13 protein-coding genes are annotated in these 13,637 nt (G+C 72.4%); 4 read left to right on the forward strand and 9 right to left on the reverse strand.

Annotated features, from left to right (window positions below):
• Positions 1 to 74: 74 nt before the first annotated feature.
• The 6 genes from ACIO3P_RS31320 to ACIO3P_RS31345 form a co-directional block, all read right to left on the reverse strand.
• The gene (locus ACIO3P_RS31320) at positions 75 to 1,181 is read right to left on the reverse strand and encodes an acyl-CoA dehydrogenase family protein (protein WP_401850194.1); all 1,107 of its coding nucleotides are present in this window, start codon (positions 1,179 to 1,181) and stop codon (positions 75 to 77) included.
• Between the two features lie 68 nt (positions 1,182 to 1,249).
• The gene (locus tag ACIO3P_RS31325) at positions 1,250 to 2,485 is read right to left on the reverse strand and encodes an acyl-CoA dehydrogenase family protein (protein WP_401849934.1); all 1,236 of its coding nucleotides are present in this window, start codon (positions 2,483 to 2,485) and stop codon (positions 1,250 to 1,252) included.
• Positions 2,485 to 3,450, reverse strand: a complete 966-nt coding sequence (locus tag ACIO3P_RS31330; protein WP_329826629.1) for an NADPH:quinone oxidoreductase family protein — start codon at positions 3,448 to 3,450, stop codon at positions 2,485 to 2,487. Before ACIO3P_RS31330 ends, ACIO3P_RS31325 begins: the two co-directional genes overlap by 1 nt.
• Before the next feature lie 78 nt (positions 3,451 to 3,528).
• On the reverse strand, positions 3,529 to 4,116 hold the full coding sequence (locus ACIO3P_RS31335) for a helix-turn-helix domain-containing protein (RefSeq protein WP_329826628.1): 588 nt from the start codon (positions 4,114 to 4,116) through the stop codon (positions 3,529 to 3,531).
• 136 nt (positions 4,117 to 4,252) lie between these two features.
• Positions 4,253 to 4,525, reverse strand: coding sequence for a DUF5133 domain-containing protein (locus ACIO3P_RS31340; RefSeq protein WP_329826627.1), 273 nt, complete (start codon positions 4,523 to 4,525; stop codon positions 4,253 to 4,255).
• Between the two features lie 136 nt (positions 4,526 to 4,661).
• The gene (locus ACIO3P_RS31345) at positions 4,662 to 5,960 is read right to left on the reverse strand and encodes an alpha/beta fold hydrolase (protein WP_401849936.1); all 1,299 of its coding nucleotides are present in this window, start codon (positions 5,958 to 5,960) and stop codon (positions 4,662 to 4,664) included.
• 235 nt (positions 5,961 to 6,195) lie between these two features.
• Between ACIO3P_RS31345 and ACIO3P_RS31350 the strand changes: the two genes are divergently transcribed.
• Together ACIO3P_RS31350 and ACIO3P_RS31355 are read left to right on the forward strand one after the other, a co-directional pair.
• Positions 6,196 to 7,371 carry an ABC transporter ATP-binding protein gene (locus ACIO3P_RS31350; RefSeq protein WP_401849938.1) on the forward strand — a complete coding sequence of 392 codons (1,176 nt, stop codon included), beginning with the start codon at positions 6,196 to 6,198 and terminating at the stop codon, positions 7,369 to 7,371.
• A gap of 155 nt (positions 7,372 to 7,526) precedes the next feature.
• Complete coding sequence (locus ACIO3P_RS31355; RefSeq protein WP_401786990.1) at positions 7,527 to 8,498, forward strand: acetylxylan esterase; 972 nt, start codon at positions 7,527 to 7,529, stop codon at positions 8,496 to 8,498.
• On the opposite strand, the gene ACIO3P_RS31360 is transcribed toward ACIO3P_RS31355, so the two are convergent.
• The 3 genes from ACIO3P_RS31360 to ACIO3P_RS31370 are packed head-to-tail and all read right to left on the reverse strand — an operon-like array spanning position 8,422 to position 10,810.
• Positions 8,422 to 9,462, reverse strand: coding sequence for an ABC transporter substrate-binding protein (locus ACIO3P_RS31360; protein WP_401849940.1), 1,041 nt, complete (start codon positions 9,460 to 9,462; stop codon positions 8,422 to 8,424). The genes ACIO3P_RS31355 and ACIO3P_RS31360 overlap by 77 nt on opposite strands.
• The gene (locus ACIO3P_RS31365) at positions 9,459 to 10,133 is read right to left on the reverse strand and encodes an ABC transporter permease (RefSeq protein ID WP_401849941.1); all 675 of its coding nucleotides are present in this window, start codon (positions 10,131 to 10,133) and stop codon (positions 9,459 to 9,461) included. Before ACIO3P_RS31365 ends, ACIO3P_RS31360 begins: the two co-directional genes overlap by 4 nt.
• A complete protein-coding gene (locus ACIO3P_RS31370; RefSeq protein ID WP_329826704.1) occupies positions 10,130 to 10,810 on the reverse strand; it encodes an ABC transporter permease in 681 nt (226 codons plus the stop codon). Before ACIO3P_RS31370 ends, ACIO3P_RS31365 begins: the two co-directional genes overlap by 4 nt.
• Before the next feature lie 338 nt (positions 10,811 to 11,148).
• Here ACIO3P_RS31370 and ACIO3P_RS31375 point away from each other — a divergent pair, with 338 nt between their 5' ends.
• Entirely contained in the window at positions 11,149 to 12,357 is a 1,209-nt protein-coding gene (locus ACIO3P_RS31375) for a cytochrome P450 (RefSeq protein ID WP_401786981.1), read from the forward strand.
• 9 nt (positions 12,358 to 12,366) lie between these two features.
• Positions 12,367 to 13,467, forward strand: a complete 1,101-nt coding sequence (locus ACIO3P_RS31380) for a type III polyketide synthase (RefSeq protein WP_329826620.1) — start codon at positions 12,367 to 12,369, stop codon at positions 13,465 to 13,467.
• Positions 13,468 to 13,637: the final 170 nt, after the last annotated feature.

Below are 13,637 nucleotides of genomic sequence, written 5' to 3' on the forward strand. Positions count from 1 at the left end.
GCCATCCGCGATTCAGCCACCCCCGGGGCCACCCCCGGGGCCGCTCTCGGGGGCCTCTCCCGGTGCCCGCGTGGTCACCCCGGTCCTGGCAGGTCCGCCAGATCGGCCAGGCGTTCCCGGTGCCTGCCGGGTGAACCGAGCGCGCTCTCGTCGGACTTGGCGCGCTTGAGGTACAGGTGCGCGGGGTGCTCCCAGGTCATGCCGATCCCGCCGTGGAGCTGGACGCACTCCTCGGCGGCGTGGACGGCGACACGTCCGCAGTACGCCTGGGCGACGGCCACCGCGAGCGGCGCCCCGGGGTCGCCGGTGGCCAGGGCGTCGGCGGCGTTACGGGCGGCGGCGCGGGCCGAGACGACCTCCAGCCAGAGCTGCGCCATACGGTGCTTGAGCGCCTGGAAGGATCCGACGGGACGGTTGAACTGGTGGCGTTCGCGGGTGTGCCGGACGGTCTCCTCCAGGCACCACTCGGCGAGGCCGAGCTGTTCGGAGGCGAGCAGCCCGGCTCCGGCCAGCAGTCCGCGCCGTACGGCGCTCTCCCCCGTGGCCGCGTCGGCGATCCGGACACCGCTGCCGACCGCGACCGTGACGGTGGCGAGCGGGCGGGTCAGGTCGAGCGGTGTCAGCGGTTCGACGGTGACACCGGGCGCCGCCGTCTCGACCGCGTACAGGCCGTCGGCGCGTGGCACGAGCAGCACATCGGCGCGTACCGCGTCCGCGACGGCGCGCACCGTGGTCGCGGCCCCCTCCGGGTCGGTACCCGTGAAGGGGAGCGGCGCGTCGGGGGCGGTGGTGAGCGGCAGTGCGAGGACGGCGGTACGGTGGCCGCTCGCCAGGGCGGTGAGGAGTCCCGCGACATCCGTGGACTCGGTGGACTCCCCGTCGCAGCCGAGCAGGGTCTCGGTCGCCACCACCGCACTGGTGAGGTAGGGCGCGGGGGTGACGGCGCGGCCCAGTTCCTCCAGGACGACGGCGGCCTCGCGGTGGCTCGCCCCCTGGCCGCCGAGCTTCTCCGGGACGAGCAGGCCCGCCGCGCCGATCCCGGCGGTGAGCGAGGTCCACAGTGCGGGGTCGTACGGGTCGCCGGACTCGGCGCGGGCGAGGGTGGCCGGCAGGTCGGCCCGGTCGGTGAGCAACGACCGTACGGCGGCCCGCAGATCGTCCTCGGTGTCCGAGTAGAGCAGGTCGGGGGAGGTCTCGGCCGGGGCGGGCCGCCCGGTCCGGGGAGCGGGGGCGGGGGTGGGCTGCGTGGTCACCGGGTCAGGTCCTTCCAGGGGACGTCCTTGTCGTTGCGCGGCTCCGAGGGCAGGCCGAGGACCCGTTCGGCGACGATGTTCAGCAGGACCTCGCTCGTACCGCCTTCGATGGAGTTGCCCTTCGAGCGCAGATAGCGGTATCCGGCGTCGCGCCCGGTGAAGTCGACCAGTTCGGGCCTGCGCAGGGTCCAGTCGGAGTACGACAAGCCCTCTTCGCCGAGGAGTTCCACCTCCAGGCCGCTGATCTCCTGGTTGAGCCGGGCGAAGGCGAGCTTCATCCCGCTGCCCTCGGGGCCGGGTTGGCCCGCGACGAGTTGCTGGCGCAGCCGCTCGCCGGTGAGCCGGGCGACCTCGGCCTCGACCCACAGGGTGAGCAGCCGCTGGTGCAGGTCGTGGGTGCGCAGCTCCGGCCGCTCGCGCCAGGTGGCGGAGACCGGGCCGATCATGCCGCCCTCGCGGGGGATGCGGGCGCCGCCGATGGAGACCCGTTCGTTCATCAGGGTGGTCTGCGCGACCTTCCAGCCCTCGCCGATCGCGCCGAGCCGGTGGGCGTCGGGGATGCGGACGTCGGTGAGGAAGACCTCGTTGAACTCCGCCTCGCCGGTGATCTGGCGCAGGGGCCGTACCTCGACGCCCGGGGCGGTCATGTCGCAGAGGAAGTAGCTGATGCCCTGGTGTTTGGGCAGGTCGGGGTCGGTTCGGGCGATGAGGATGGCCCAGCGGGCGAGATGGGCGCTGGAGGTCCACACCTTCTGGCCGTTGACGATCCAGTCGCCGGAACCGGGCGCGGCGTCCCCTCCGGAGCCGCCGCCGTTCTCGCGCACCGCGCGGGTGCCGAGGGCCGCCAGGTCGGAGCCCGCGCCGGGCTCGCTGAAGAGCTGGCACCACACCTCCTCGCCGACCCACAGGGGCCGCAGGAAGCGCTCCTGCTGTGCGCGTGTGCCGTAGCGCAGGATGGTCGGCGCGGCCATGCCGAGGCCGATGCCGATCCGCCGCGGATCGTTGTCGGGCGCGTCAGCGGCGGCGAGTTCGGCGTCCACGACGGCCTGGAGGGAGCGGGGCGCGCCGAGTCCGCCGAGTCCGGCCGGGTAGTGCACCCAGGCGAGCCCGGCGTCGAAGCGCGCCCTGAGGAAGTCGGTGCGTCCGGTGGTGGCCGGCGGGTGCTCGGCCAGCAGTTGCCTTGTACGGGACCGGAGTTCGGCAGCGTCGGGGGCGTCAGGGCCGGTGGGCATCAGTGCTGTTCCTCCGGGAGGACGACGATCCGGCCGGTGGTGGTGCCGTCGGCCACGCGCTGCACGGCGTCGGCGCCGTCCTTCATCGTGACGCGCTCGCTGATGAGCGGCCTGATCGCGCCCCGGGCGGCGAGCGCGGTCAGCTCCTGGTGGCAACGCGTCACCGCCGAGGGGTCCTTGGAGTGGTAGAGACCCCAATGGAGCCCCATGATCGAGTAGTTCTTCACCAGGGCGTGGTTGAGCGCGGGGCTCGGGATGGTGCCGCTCGCGAAGCCCACCACGACGATCCGCCCCTCGAAGGCGACGCTCCTGGCGGACGCGGTGTACGCGTCGCCGCCCACCGGGTCGTAGACGACGTCAGCGCCCCGGCCTCCGGTGGCCTCCTTGACGGCCGCGACGATGTCGTCCGTACGGCGGTCGATCACCACGTCGCACCCCATCTCCCGGGCCACCGCGGTCTTGTTGCGTCCTCCGGCGACTCCGATGACGGTGGCCCCCGCCGCCTTCCCGAGTTGTACGGCGGCGCTGCCGACGCCGCCGGCCGCGGCGTGCACGAGCAGGGTCTCCCCCGGCCGGATCGCGGCCCGCCGGTGCAGGGCGAACCAGCCGGTCTGGTAGCCGATGTGCAGGGCGGCGGCCTCGGCGTCGTCGAGCGTGTCGGGCGCGGGCAGCAGCGCCGCCTCGTCGGCCACCACATACTGGGCCAGACCGCCGTTCGGCAGTTCCGGCGTGGCGATGACGCGGCGCCCGTCCTCGGTCTCGCCGCAGATCTCCACGCCCGGGGTGAAGGGCAGCGGCGGCCGTACCTGGTACTGGCCCCGGCAGAGCAGGGCGTCCGGGAAGTTGATGTTCGCCGCCCTGACCCGCAGCCGGACCTGTCCGGCGCCGGGGACGGGAGGTTCGACCTCTTCGAGCCGCATCACCTCCGCGGGCTCGCCGTTCCTGTGTACGCGCCATGCCAGCATTCGGGCCTCCACACACGGGGTCGGTACCACGTCCTTGGGCATACTAAGCGGTCGCTTGTAGCGCTGGGAACAGCCCGCTCAGGACGTCTTCGGCCGAGCCCGCACATGCATCCGCTCACCCTGCGGTCCGAAGAGGCTCAGAAATTCCACCGGAGCGTCCCCGGCCGGGCCGAACCAGTGCGGGACGCGCGTGTCGAACTCGGCCGCCTCCCCCGGTCCCATCACCACATCGTGTTCGCCGAGCCGCAGCCGCAGCCGCCCGGAGAGGACGTAGAGCCACTCGTACCCCTCGTGGGTGCGCTGCTCGCCGTCCTGTTCCGGCGAGTGCGTGGCCACCACCTTGTACGCCTGGAGGCCGCCCGGCTGGCGGGTGAGCGGCAGCATCGTCCGGCCGGCGTGCACGATCGGCTTGGAGCGGACCCGGGGATCGCCCACCTCCGGCGCGCCGACCAGTTCGTCGAGCGGCACCCGATGGGCGCGGGCGATGGGCAGCAGCACTTCGAGGCTGGGCCTGCGCCGGCCCGACTCCAGCCGGGACAGCGTGCTCACGGAGATGCCGGTGGCGGCGGAGAGGGCGCCCAGGGTGGCCCCGCGCTCGCGCCTGATCCGGCGCAGCCGGGGTCCCACCTGGTTCAGTACGTCGTCGAGCCGGGATTCTTCGTCCATCCGTACATTGCAGAAACAGCACGGCCATTTGTCAATCCGGCACGGCTCATCCGGTACCGCTCAGGTCATTCGGTACCGCTCGGCGCATCCGGTACCGCTCGGCCCGTGCGGACGCGCTATTCCCCGTGCGGACGCGCTATTCGCGGAAGCCCGGCGCGATGCTCTCCGCCCCGTCCGGCCTCGTACGGTCCGGGAAGAGGGGCACGGGCCTGATGCGGCGCAGATACGCCTCCGCCTGCCAGATCGCCTCGCGCGCGGTGCGCTGTCCCATCAGGACGCAGAGGGTGTACGCGACGTCCTCGAACCGTCCGCGGGTGTTCTCGTCCAGCGGATCGGCGAGCACCAGCCGCTCCCAGGCCCGGTAGCGGGCCAGGAGATCGGCGACGAGATGTCTGTCCGGCAGCAGCATGTCCACCACCTCCGCTTCCGCGGGACCGGTCTGCGCGCGCAGCGTCGCACAGTCCCCTGTCCGCCATTCTCCACCCGGCGCGCCGCATCCGCGCGACGAGCCCGCGCCGGGCCCGCGCGCCCGGCCGGGCCCGCGCTCAGTCCTCCCCGCGCGCCAGTGCCAGCAGCCGGTCCAGGACGCGCGGCCCGCCCGCCCGTACCCCGTCGTGCTCGAACTCGTCGGTGACCCAGGTGCGCAGGCCGCGGATCGCGCGCGCCGTGCGCAGCGAGTGTTCCGTGTCCACGTACATGTCGTCGTGGTAGACGGCCGCGGCGACGGGCACCTCGTTGGCGGCGAGCCGGGCCGTGTCGTACAGGGCGGGCCAGTCGGTGCGGGCGGCGAACAGTTCCGCGGTCTCGCGCAGCGGGCGCAGCGATGGGTCGTTGTCGAAGTGCCAGGGGTGGATGGACTCGCCCGTGAAGTAGAGCGGGCCTTCCCCCGCGAGGGTCTTGGCGGCGTCGAACCGGGCGAACTCGCCCCGTACCCGCTCGGCGGCCCAGTCGGTGGGCCGGCCGCCCTGTGCGTAGATCGCCTCGTGGACCAGGGCGTACAGCGGATGTCCCGCGAAGGAGAGGGAGGAGGCGATGTTCTCCTGGAAGGCGTCGGAGAGGGCGGGGCCCTTGGGCGTACGGACGAAGGCGTTCTCCAGCAGGTAGTGGAGCTGGTGGCTGCCGTCGCCGGCGCCGAGCAGGATGCCGAGGGACTGGAACGCCTCGGGTGTGAGGGTGTAGCCGTTAGGCAGGACGGGGCGGTGCTCGGCCACGTACCGCGCGACGGCGCGGGCCCGCTCGATGTCCTGGGGGTAACGGGCGTAGTGCGCCTCCACCTTGCGCGCGATCCGCGGGTACGCGGCGCGGTAGACCTCGTCCGCGGTGGCGTCCAGGGACGGCAGTCCGCCGGTGATCAGTACGGTGTCCAGGCCCTCGGGTGCGGCGCTGAGGTAGTGGGTGGCGCAGAAACCGCCGAAGCTCTGGCCGAGTACGGTCCAGGGGGCGCCGCCGGTCAGCAGGGGGCGGATGGTCTCGCAGTCGCGGACGATGGAGTCGGCGCGGAAGTGGGCGAGGTGGTCGGCCTGTTGGCGCGGGCCGCCGTGCAGCGGCAGGGTCTGCCGGTTGACAGGTGTGGAGAGGCCGGTGCCGCGCTGGTCGAGCAGGAGCACCCGGAACTCCTGGAGGGCGCGGCCGAGCCATGCCTGTCTGCCGATGAACCGGCGGGCGCCGAAGCCGGGTCCGCCCTCCAGGTACACCAGCCAGGGCAGGTCGGCGCCGGCCCGGGCGCTCGCCACGGCCTCGCGCGCGAACAGCTCGATCCGCTCGCCCCCGGGTTCGTCGTGGTCCAGCGGGACCGTGAAGCGGTGGTCGGTGAGGACGACGCCGGGCTGGCGGTAGCTGGTCAAGGGGGCTCCTGTTCTCGGTCGCCCCTGGGGGCGGTCACGCGCCACCGGGGCGGGCACGCCGGACATTTCAGCACACGAGCGGCGGGCGTCCCCCGCCCGCCCCGGTGGATACGGACCGGACACGGGGCGTGTTCAGCCCGGGACGGCCGGGAACCGTCCGGGACCGGCCCCGGACGGCCCGGGACGGCCGCGGCCCGGTGTGCGCGCGGGCCCGGCCGGTCCTAGCGTGAGGGGCATGATCCGGTTCGAGCAGGTCGGCAAGGTCTACCCGGACGGTACGGCCGCCGTGGACGACCTGTCCTTCGAGGTGCGCGAGGGCGAACTGGTGACGCTGGTGGGCCCCTCGGGGTGCGGCAAGACGACCACGATGATGATGGTGAACCGGCTGATCGAGCCGACCTCGGGGCGGATCTTCGTCGAGGGCCGGGACATCTCCGGGGTCGACCCGGTCGCGCTGCGCCGCCGGATCGGCTACGTGATCCAGCAGGTCGGGCTGTTCCCGCACCGTACGGTGCTCGACAACACCGCGACCGTCCCCGCCCTGATCGGCTGGAAGAAGGCGCGGGCGCGTGAGCGGGCGGCCGAGCTGCTCGATCTGGTGGGGCTCGACCCGGCGACGTACGGTCCGCGCTACCCCGCGCAGCTCTCGGGCGGGCAGCGCCAGCGGGTCGGGGTGGCACGCGCGCTGGCCGCCGATCCGCCGGTGCTGCTGATGGACGAGCCGTTCGGCGCGGTGGACCCGGTGGTGCGCGAACGGCTGCAGAACGAGTTCCTGAAGCTCCAGGCGACGGTGCGCAAGACCGTGCTGCTGGTGACCCATGACATCGAGGAGGCGGTACGGATGGGCGACCGGATCGCCGTGTACGGGGAGGGGCGCATCGAGCAGTTCGACAGCCCTGGCGCGGTCCTCGGTACCCCGGCGACGCCGTACGTGGCCCGGTTCGTCGGCGCCGACCGGGGGCTCAAGCGGCTCTCGGTGACCACGGTCGAGCCGGCCGATCTGGAGCAGCCGCCGGTCGCCAGGACCGGTGAGCCCGCGCGGGACGCGGCGGCGCGGATGCGCGCGGAGGGGGCCCGCTGGGCGGTGGTGCTCAACGACGGCGGGGAGCTGCACGGCTGGATCGCGGCCGACGCGCCGGCCCGCGCGGGGGCGGACGGGTCGGAGCCCGGTTCGGTGGGGGACCACGCCCGGCGGATGGAGGCGTGGGTGCCGCTCGGCTCGCCGTTGAAGCAGGCGTTCAGCGAGATGCTGCAGCACGACGCGGGGTGGGTGGCGGTGCTGGACGGGGCGCGCTTCGTGGGGGTGCTGACCCCGGCGAAGCTCCATGAGACGCTGCGCCGCTCGGTCGACGCGGACGCGCAGGGCATCGGGCGGGGCGAGGTCGACTTCGACTCGGTCTCGGACGCGTAGGGCCTCTCGTCCGGATCCGGCTGGGGACGAGCGGCCGGGGGCTCGGGTGCCGCCGTCGTGCTCGGGGTCTCGCGGTCTTCTGCCGCCGGCCTTCCGGTCGTACGGTGTGATCTTCCGATGTCCCTGAGTGATTCAGCCGACCGAGGTGGTCCCGCATGCCCCAGTCCGATCTGCCCCTCGACCAGCTCCGCACCTACCGGAGCACGTCCGAGGAGCCGGAGGACTTCGACCAGTTCTGGGCGAAGACCCTCACCGAGACACGCGGTCATGATCTCGACGTCCGTTTCGAACCGGTCCCGACGGCGCTGACGACGCTGGACGTCTTCGACGTGACCTTCGCGGGATTCGGCGGCCATCCGGTCAAGGGCTGGCTCGTGCTGCCCGCGTCCGCCCGTGAGCCGCTGCCCGTGGTGGTGGAGTACATCGGGTACGGCGGCGGGCGCGGTCTGCCGCACACCCATCTGCTCTGGGGTTCCGCCGGGTTCGCGCACTTCGTGATGGACACCCGGGGGCAGGGCGCCGGCTGGAACGGCGGCGACACCCCCGACCCGGTGGGCAGCGCCTCCTCCTACCCCGGCTTCCTGACCCGGGGCGTCGAGGACCCGCACGACTACTACTACCGGCGGCTGTTCGCCGACGCGGTACGCGCGGTGGAGGCGGCCCGGTCCCACCCGCTGGTCGACGCCGCGCGCACGGCGGTCGTCGGCGCCAGCCAGGGCGGCGGCATCGCCCTCGCGGTGGCCGGCCTCGTACCGGATCTGACGGCGGTGACGTCGGACGTGCCGTTCCTCTGCGACTTCCCCCGGGCGACGACCATCAGCGCCCGTCATCCGTACCGCGAGGTGGGTCTCTACCTGAAGACCTACCGAGGCAGGACGGAGCAGGTGTGGCGGACGCTCAGCTACTTCGACGCGGTGCACTTCGCGGCACGCGGCAGCGCCCCCGCGCTGTTCTCGGTGGCCCTGGAGGACGAGACCTGCCCGCCGTCGACGGTGTTCGGCGCCTTCAACGCGTACGCGCACGAGGACAAGGCGATCGAGGTGTACGACTTCAACGACCACGAGGGCGGCGGCGCGTACCAGCAGGCCGCCCAACTGGCCTGGCTGCCGGGCCTGCTGACGGGCTGACCGGTCGGTTTCCACCCGGCGCCAGCAGCTTCCGCGACTCCAGATAGCCTCTGGCGACATCCTCGGGCAGCCGCCGCCAGCCGTCCACCCGCTCGTTCATGCCGGCCAGGTCCGCGGTCGTCAGTACGGTGTTCAGCCGGTCCAGGGCCTCGGTGACGCCTTTCGCGCCGGCCCTGGCACGGTTGACGACGGGCACGATGTTGTCGGCGTTCTGGAGGTGCCGGTCGTCCGCGAGCAGCACCAGACCGAACTGACCCAGGGTCGCGTCGGTGGTCGTGGTCAGCACCATCTGGTCCTGGCCGCGCTGGACGGCCTGTTTGGCCGGTGTGGTGCCGACGCCCTTGGGGTCGATGCCGGTGATGTCGATCCCGTACGTCTTCCTCAGCCCCGGCGCGCAGTACGGGCGCCGTACGCACTCGTCCCCGGCGGCGAGCCGTACGGGCAGCCCGGAGCGGCCCAGGTCGCTCAGGGTTCTGAGGCGGTGCTTCCCTGCGTAGCCGGCGGAGACGGCGAAGGCGTTCTGGTCGACCGCCCGGCCGGGGTCGAGGACGGTGAGCCCGCGCGCCGAGGCGAGGGTGCGCAGCGCCTTCATGGTGGTGGCGAGGTCGGGCGAGCCGACCGGCCGGGCGCCGGGGCCGTGGGTCTTGGCGTTCAGCCAGTCGGCGAAGGTCGCCGCGTACTCCGGCACGACGTCGATCCGGCCGCTCTCCAGGGCCGGTTCGTACAGCTCCCGGTTGGTGACCGAGAGGATCCGGGTGCGGTAGCCGGCCCGTTCCAGCAGGAGCGCGTACATCTGGGCCAGCAGGTCGCTCTCGGTGAAGCCCGCGGTCCCGATGGTGAGGTGCTTGCTGTCGCCCGGCGGGGCGGTGACGGCTTGGCGGTTCTCCAGGGACGGCCCGGTGGTGCAGGTGGCGGTCGCCAGGAGCAGGGCGCCGCAGACGGCGGCGGTACGGAGCGCTCTCATCCGGCGCCGCCCCGCACCCAGCGCGGTCCCAGCCGCAGCGCCGCCTCGAACGCCCCCTCCACCAGCAGCGCGAGCACGGCGACCAGGACGGCGCCCGCCACCACCTGGGCCGTGTCGGCGAGGTTGAACCCGGCGGTGATGATCCGGCCGAGTCCACCGCCGCCGATCAGGGCGGCCAGCGTCGCGGTCGCCACGAGCTGGACGGCGGCGATCCGTACGCCCGTGAGGATCAGCGGCAGTGCGAGCGGCACCTCGACCCGGCACAGGCACTGGCGCGCGGTCATCCCCATGCCCCGGGCGGCCCGGACGACATCGCGGTCGACGCCCCGCATCCCGACGTAGGCGTTGGTGAGCAGGGGCGGGATCGCGAAGAGGACCAGCGCGATGATCGTCGGCCCCTGTCCGTACGCGCCGATGGGGGTGAGGAGCAGCAGGACCAGGACGGCGAAGGTGGGGACGGCGCGGCCCGCGTTGGAGATGTTGACGGCGAGGGCGCCGCCCCTGCCGAGATGGCCGAGGACCAGGGCGACGGGCAGGGCGAGCGCGCAGCTCAGGGCGAGGCAGACGACGGTGAGGTAGAGGTGTTCGGTGAGCCGGTTGGCGATGCCGTCGGTGCCGGGCCAGTGGGCGGGGCTGGTGAGCCAGGACCAGGCGGCGGCGAGGGTGTTCACGTGGGGGCCCGCCTGGTCCAGGGGGTGAGCCGGCGCTGGAGCAGGAGGAGGGCCATGTCGGCGACGACGGCGATGAGGACGCACAGCACGGAGGCGGTGAGTACCTGCGCCTTGAAGAAGGTGTTCATCCCGGCGTAGATGAGGTTGCCGAGTCCGCCGTGTCCGACGATGGCGCCGATGGTGACGAGGGAGACGGCGGAGACGGTCGCGATGCGCAGCCCGGCCAGGGCGGCGGGCAGGGCGAGCGGCAGTTCGACGGTGAGCAGCAGCCGGAGCGGGCCGTATCCCATGCCGCGGGCGGCCTGCCGGGTCTCCTCGGGGACGCCGCGCAGTCCGGCGAGGATGTTCCGTACGAGCAGGGTCAGCGAGTAGAGCACGAGCCCGGCGACGACGAGTGAGGCGGACAGTCCGTAGAGCGGCAGCAGCAGCGAGAACATGGCGAGCGACGGGATGGTGTAGAGGACGGTCGTCACGCCGAGCACGGGGGCCGACGCCGCCTTCCAGCGCCGGGCGGCGAGCGCGAGGGGTACGGCGATGACCAGGCCGATCAGGACGGCGGCGAAGGTGAGCCGGAGGTGCTCCAGCACCGCGTCCCACAGGATCGTGCGCCGGCTGGAGAGATAGGCGCCGCAGATCCACTCGTTGCGCGCGAGGCAGTCGTCCGGGGGCGCGGTCACCTGTCCAGCGGTCACCTGTCCATTGGAGCGCCGCCCGGTGCCGGGCGCGCGCCGTGCTGGACCGTACGGGTGGCCGCGGGGCGGGGCGGCGGGGTGCCCGGAGCGTTCCCGTGCGATCGCCCGGCGGGTCACCGGGGCGAGTCATCGGGACGTGCCGCGGGGACGCACCGCGGGGACCCAATTCGCCTGAATGATAAGGATGTTGCGTGAGATTACCCGGAAATAGCTCTTACGGGTGAACTGAGCGGAATTACTTGCGCTCGGCGTGGATCACCATGGCATGCTCCGATCAATCAGGACTACTCGCCCTCTGCCCCCTTCCACGAGGAAGTGCCGCGATGACTCCTTCGGACTCCGTGCGAACCTGCCCGGTCCGTCATGACAACGCTCTGGAACCCGACCCCTTCATGACCCGGATGCGGACCGAGGCGCCGGTCACCCGGGTCCGTATGCCCTACGGAGAGGGCGACTGCTGGCTGGTCACCCGGTACGCGGACGTCCAGACCGTCACCTCGGACCGGCGGTTCAGCCGGGCCGCGCTGATCGGCAAGGACTTCCCGCGGATCACCCCCGCCCCCATCGCCCAGTCCGAGGCGATCAACCTCATGGACCCGCCCACGCTCAACCGGGTGCGCCGGCTGATCATCAAGGCGTTCACCACCCGCCAGGTCGAGGAGCTGCGGCCCTGGACACAGCGGAGCGTGGACCGCCTGCTCGACACGATGGCCGCGGAGGGCGAACCGGGCGACGTGGTCGCCGCTCTCGCCGACCGGCTGCCCCTGATGTCGATCTGCGAGCTGCTCGACATACCCGAGGAGGACCGCCGCCAGTTGCGTGACTGGGCCATGGCAATGATGTCGATGAACGCCGCGGACCGCGACTCCGCGGTCGGTGCCAAGGCGGGGCTGCGGGCGTACTTCACCGAACTGACCGCGGCGCGCCGGCGCGACCCGGGGGACGATCTCATCAGCGCGCTCGCCACCGCCCGGGTGGGCGACGAGATGCTCGACGAGGCGGAACTGGCCGTACTGGCGATGCTCCTGGTCGTCACCGGCCACGACACCACCACGTACGAGATCAGCAACATCGTCTTCACGCTGCTGACCCACCCCGCGCACCTGGCGCAGCTACGGGCCCGCCCCGACATGCTGCCCCAGGCCATCGAGGAGCTGCTGCGGTACATCCCGTTCCGCCAGGGTGTCGGCATCCCGCGCGTGGCCCTGGAGGACGTCGACTTCGACGGGGTGACCGTCAAGGCGGGCGACACCGTCCATGTCTCCTACCTGACGGCCAACCGCGACGCACTCGTCTACGAGCGCCCGGACGAACTGGACTTCCAACGGGAGGGCCTCAACGTCCACATGACGTTCGGGTACGGGAGCCACCACTGCCTCGGTTCCCATCTCGCGCGGATGACCCTCCAGGTCGCCGTCGGCACCCTGTTCACCCGGTTTCCCGCGCTGCGGCTGGCCGTTCCCGAGGACGAGGTGCGATGGAACACCGACTCCATCTGGCGCTATCCGCTGGCGCTTCCGGTCGCCTGGTGAGGAGCTGACATGGCAACCCTGTGCAGACCGGCGATCGCCGTGCCCGAGCACGTCATCACCCGGGAACAGACCCTGGAGTTCGCGCGCACCCTGCACGCCGGACACCCGCAACTGCCGCTGGCCCTGCGGCTGATCGGCAACACCGGGGTGCAGACCCGGCATCTCGTCCAGCCCATCGAGGACACTCTCCGGCATCCCGGCTTCACGGCCCGCAACGCCCTCTACGAGACCGAGGCCAAGTCACGGCTGCCCGAGGTCATCCACCGGGCGCTCGCCCACGCCGAGCTGACGCCCCGCGACATCGACATGATCGTGTACGTGTCGTGCACCGGCTTCATGATGCCCTCGATGACCGCGTGGCTGATCAACACCATGGGGTTCAGATCCGCCACCCGCCAACTGCCCATCGCCCAGCTCGGCTGCGCCGCCGGCGGCACCGCCATCAACCGCGCGCACGACTTCTGCATCGCGTATCCGCACGCGAACGTGCTCATCGTGTCCTGCGAGTTCTGCTCGCTCTGCTACCAGCCGGAGGACCTGGGCGTCGGCAACCTGCTCTCCAACGGGCTCTTCGGGGACGCCGTCGCCTCCGCCGTCGTCCGCGGTGAGGGCGGGACGGGGGTACGGCTCGTACAGAACGGCTCGCACCTCGTGCCCGGCACCGAGGAGTGGATCTCGTACGCCGTCCGGGACACCGGATTCCACTTCATGCTCGACAAGCGGGTCCCCGGCACGATGTCCATGCTCGCCCCCGCCATGCGGGACATGGCGGAGCCGTTCGGCTGGGACATCTCCGACCTGGACTTCTACATCGTCCACGCGGGCGGGCCCAGGATCCTGGACGACCTGAGCAAGTATCTGATGCTGCCGTCGGAGACCTTCCGCTACAGCAGGGCCACCCTCACCGAGCGCGGGAACATCGCCAGCGCGGTCATCTTCGACGCGCTGGACCGGCTCTTCGAGGAGGGCGGCGCCGCCGAGGGGGCCCGCGGGCTGATCGCGGGCTTCGGTCCCGGCATCACCGCGGAGATCTCCCTCGGCCGCTGGACCCGGCCGGACACCGCCCCGGTGTCCGCCTGCCACGCGAGCGCCCCCAGGACCGCCGCGTGACGGCCCGGGAGATCCGGGCGGCCCGCTCCGTACGGCCGCCGGCTCTCCCGGGCCCGCACCACCTGTGCCGGTGAACCGGCGGGCTCCGGGCGGGTGTCCGGGCCGCGTCGTGATCACAGCCTGGTCACGGGCGGCCGGTGTCGCCTAGGCTGTCCGCCCGCCTGTATCGC

It is taken from the genome of Streptomyces sp. NPDC087310, assembly GCF_044744405.1.
Taxonomy (GTDB): domain Bacteria; phylum Actinomycetota; class Actinomycetes; order Streptomycetales; family Streptomycetaceae; genus Streptomyces.

What these genes read in the sequence shown, in the direction of transcription:
- ACIO3P_RS31325 (WP_401849934.1), bottom strand. Translation starts at nt 2,485, where the DNA reads ATGCCCACCGGCCCTGACGCCCCCGACGCTGCCGAACTCCGGTCCCGT.
- ACIO3P_RS31330 (WP_329826629.1), bottom strand. Translation starts at nt 3,450, where the DNA reads ATGCTGGCATGGCGCGTACACAGGAACGGCGAGCCCGCGGAGGTGATG.
- ACIO3P_RS31335 (WP_329826628.1), bottom strand. Translation starts at nt 4,116, where the DNA reads ATGGACGAAGAATCCCGGCTCGACGACGTACTGAACCAGGTGGGACCC.
- ACIO3P_RS31340 (WP_329826627.1), bottom strand. Translation starts at nt 4,525, where the DNA reads ATGCTGCTGCCGGACAGACATCTCGTCGCCGATCTCCTGGCCCGCTAC.
- ACIO3P_RS31350 (WP_401849938.1), top strand. Translation starts at nt 6,196, where the DNA reads ATGATCCGGTTCGAGCAGGTCGGCAAGGTCTACCCGGACGGTACGGCC.
- ACIO3P_RS31355 (WP_401786990.1), top strand. Translation starts at nt 7,527, where the DNA reads ATGCCCCAGTCCGATCTGCCCCTCGACCAGCTCCGCACCTACCGGAGC.
- ACIO3P_RS31360 (WP_401849940.1), bottom strand. Translation starts at nt 9,462, where the DNA reads ATGAGAGCGCTCCGTACCGCCGCCGTCTGCGGCGCCCTGCTCCTGGCG.
- ACIO3P_RS31375 (WP_401786981.1), top strand. Translation starts at nt 11,149, where the DNA reads ATGACTCCTTCGGACTCCGTGCGAACCTGCCCGGTCCGTCATGACAAC.
- ACIO3P_RS31380 (WP_329826620.1), top strand. Translation starts at nt 12,367, where the DNA reads ATGGCAACCCTGTGCAGACCGGCGATCGCCGTGCCCGAGCACGTCATC.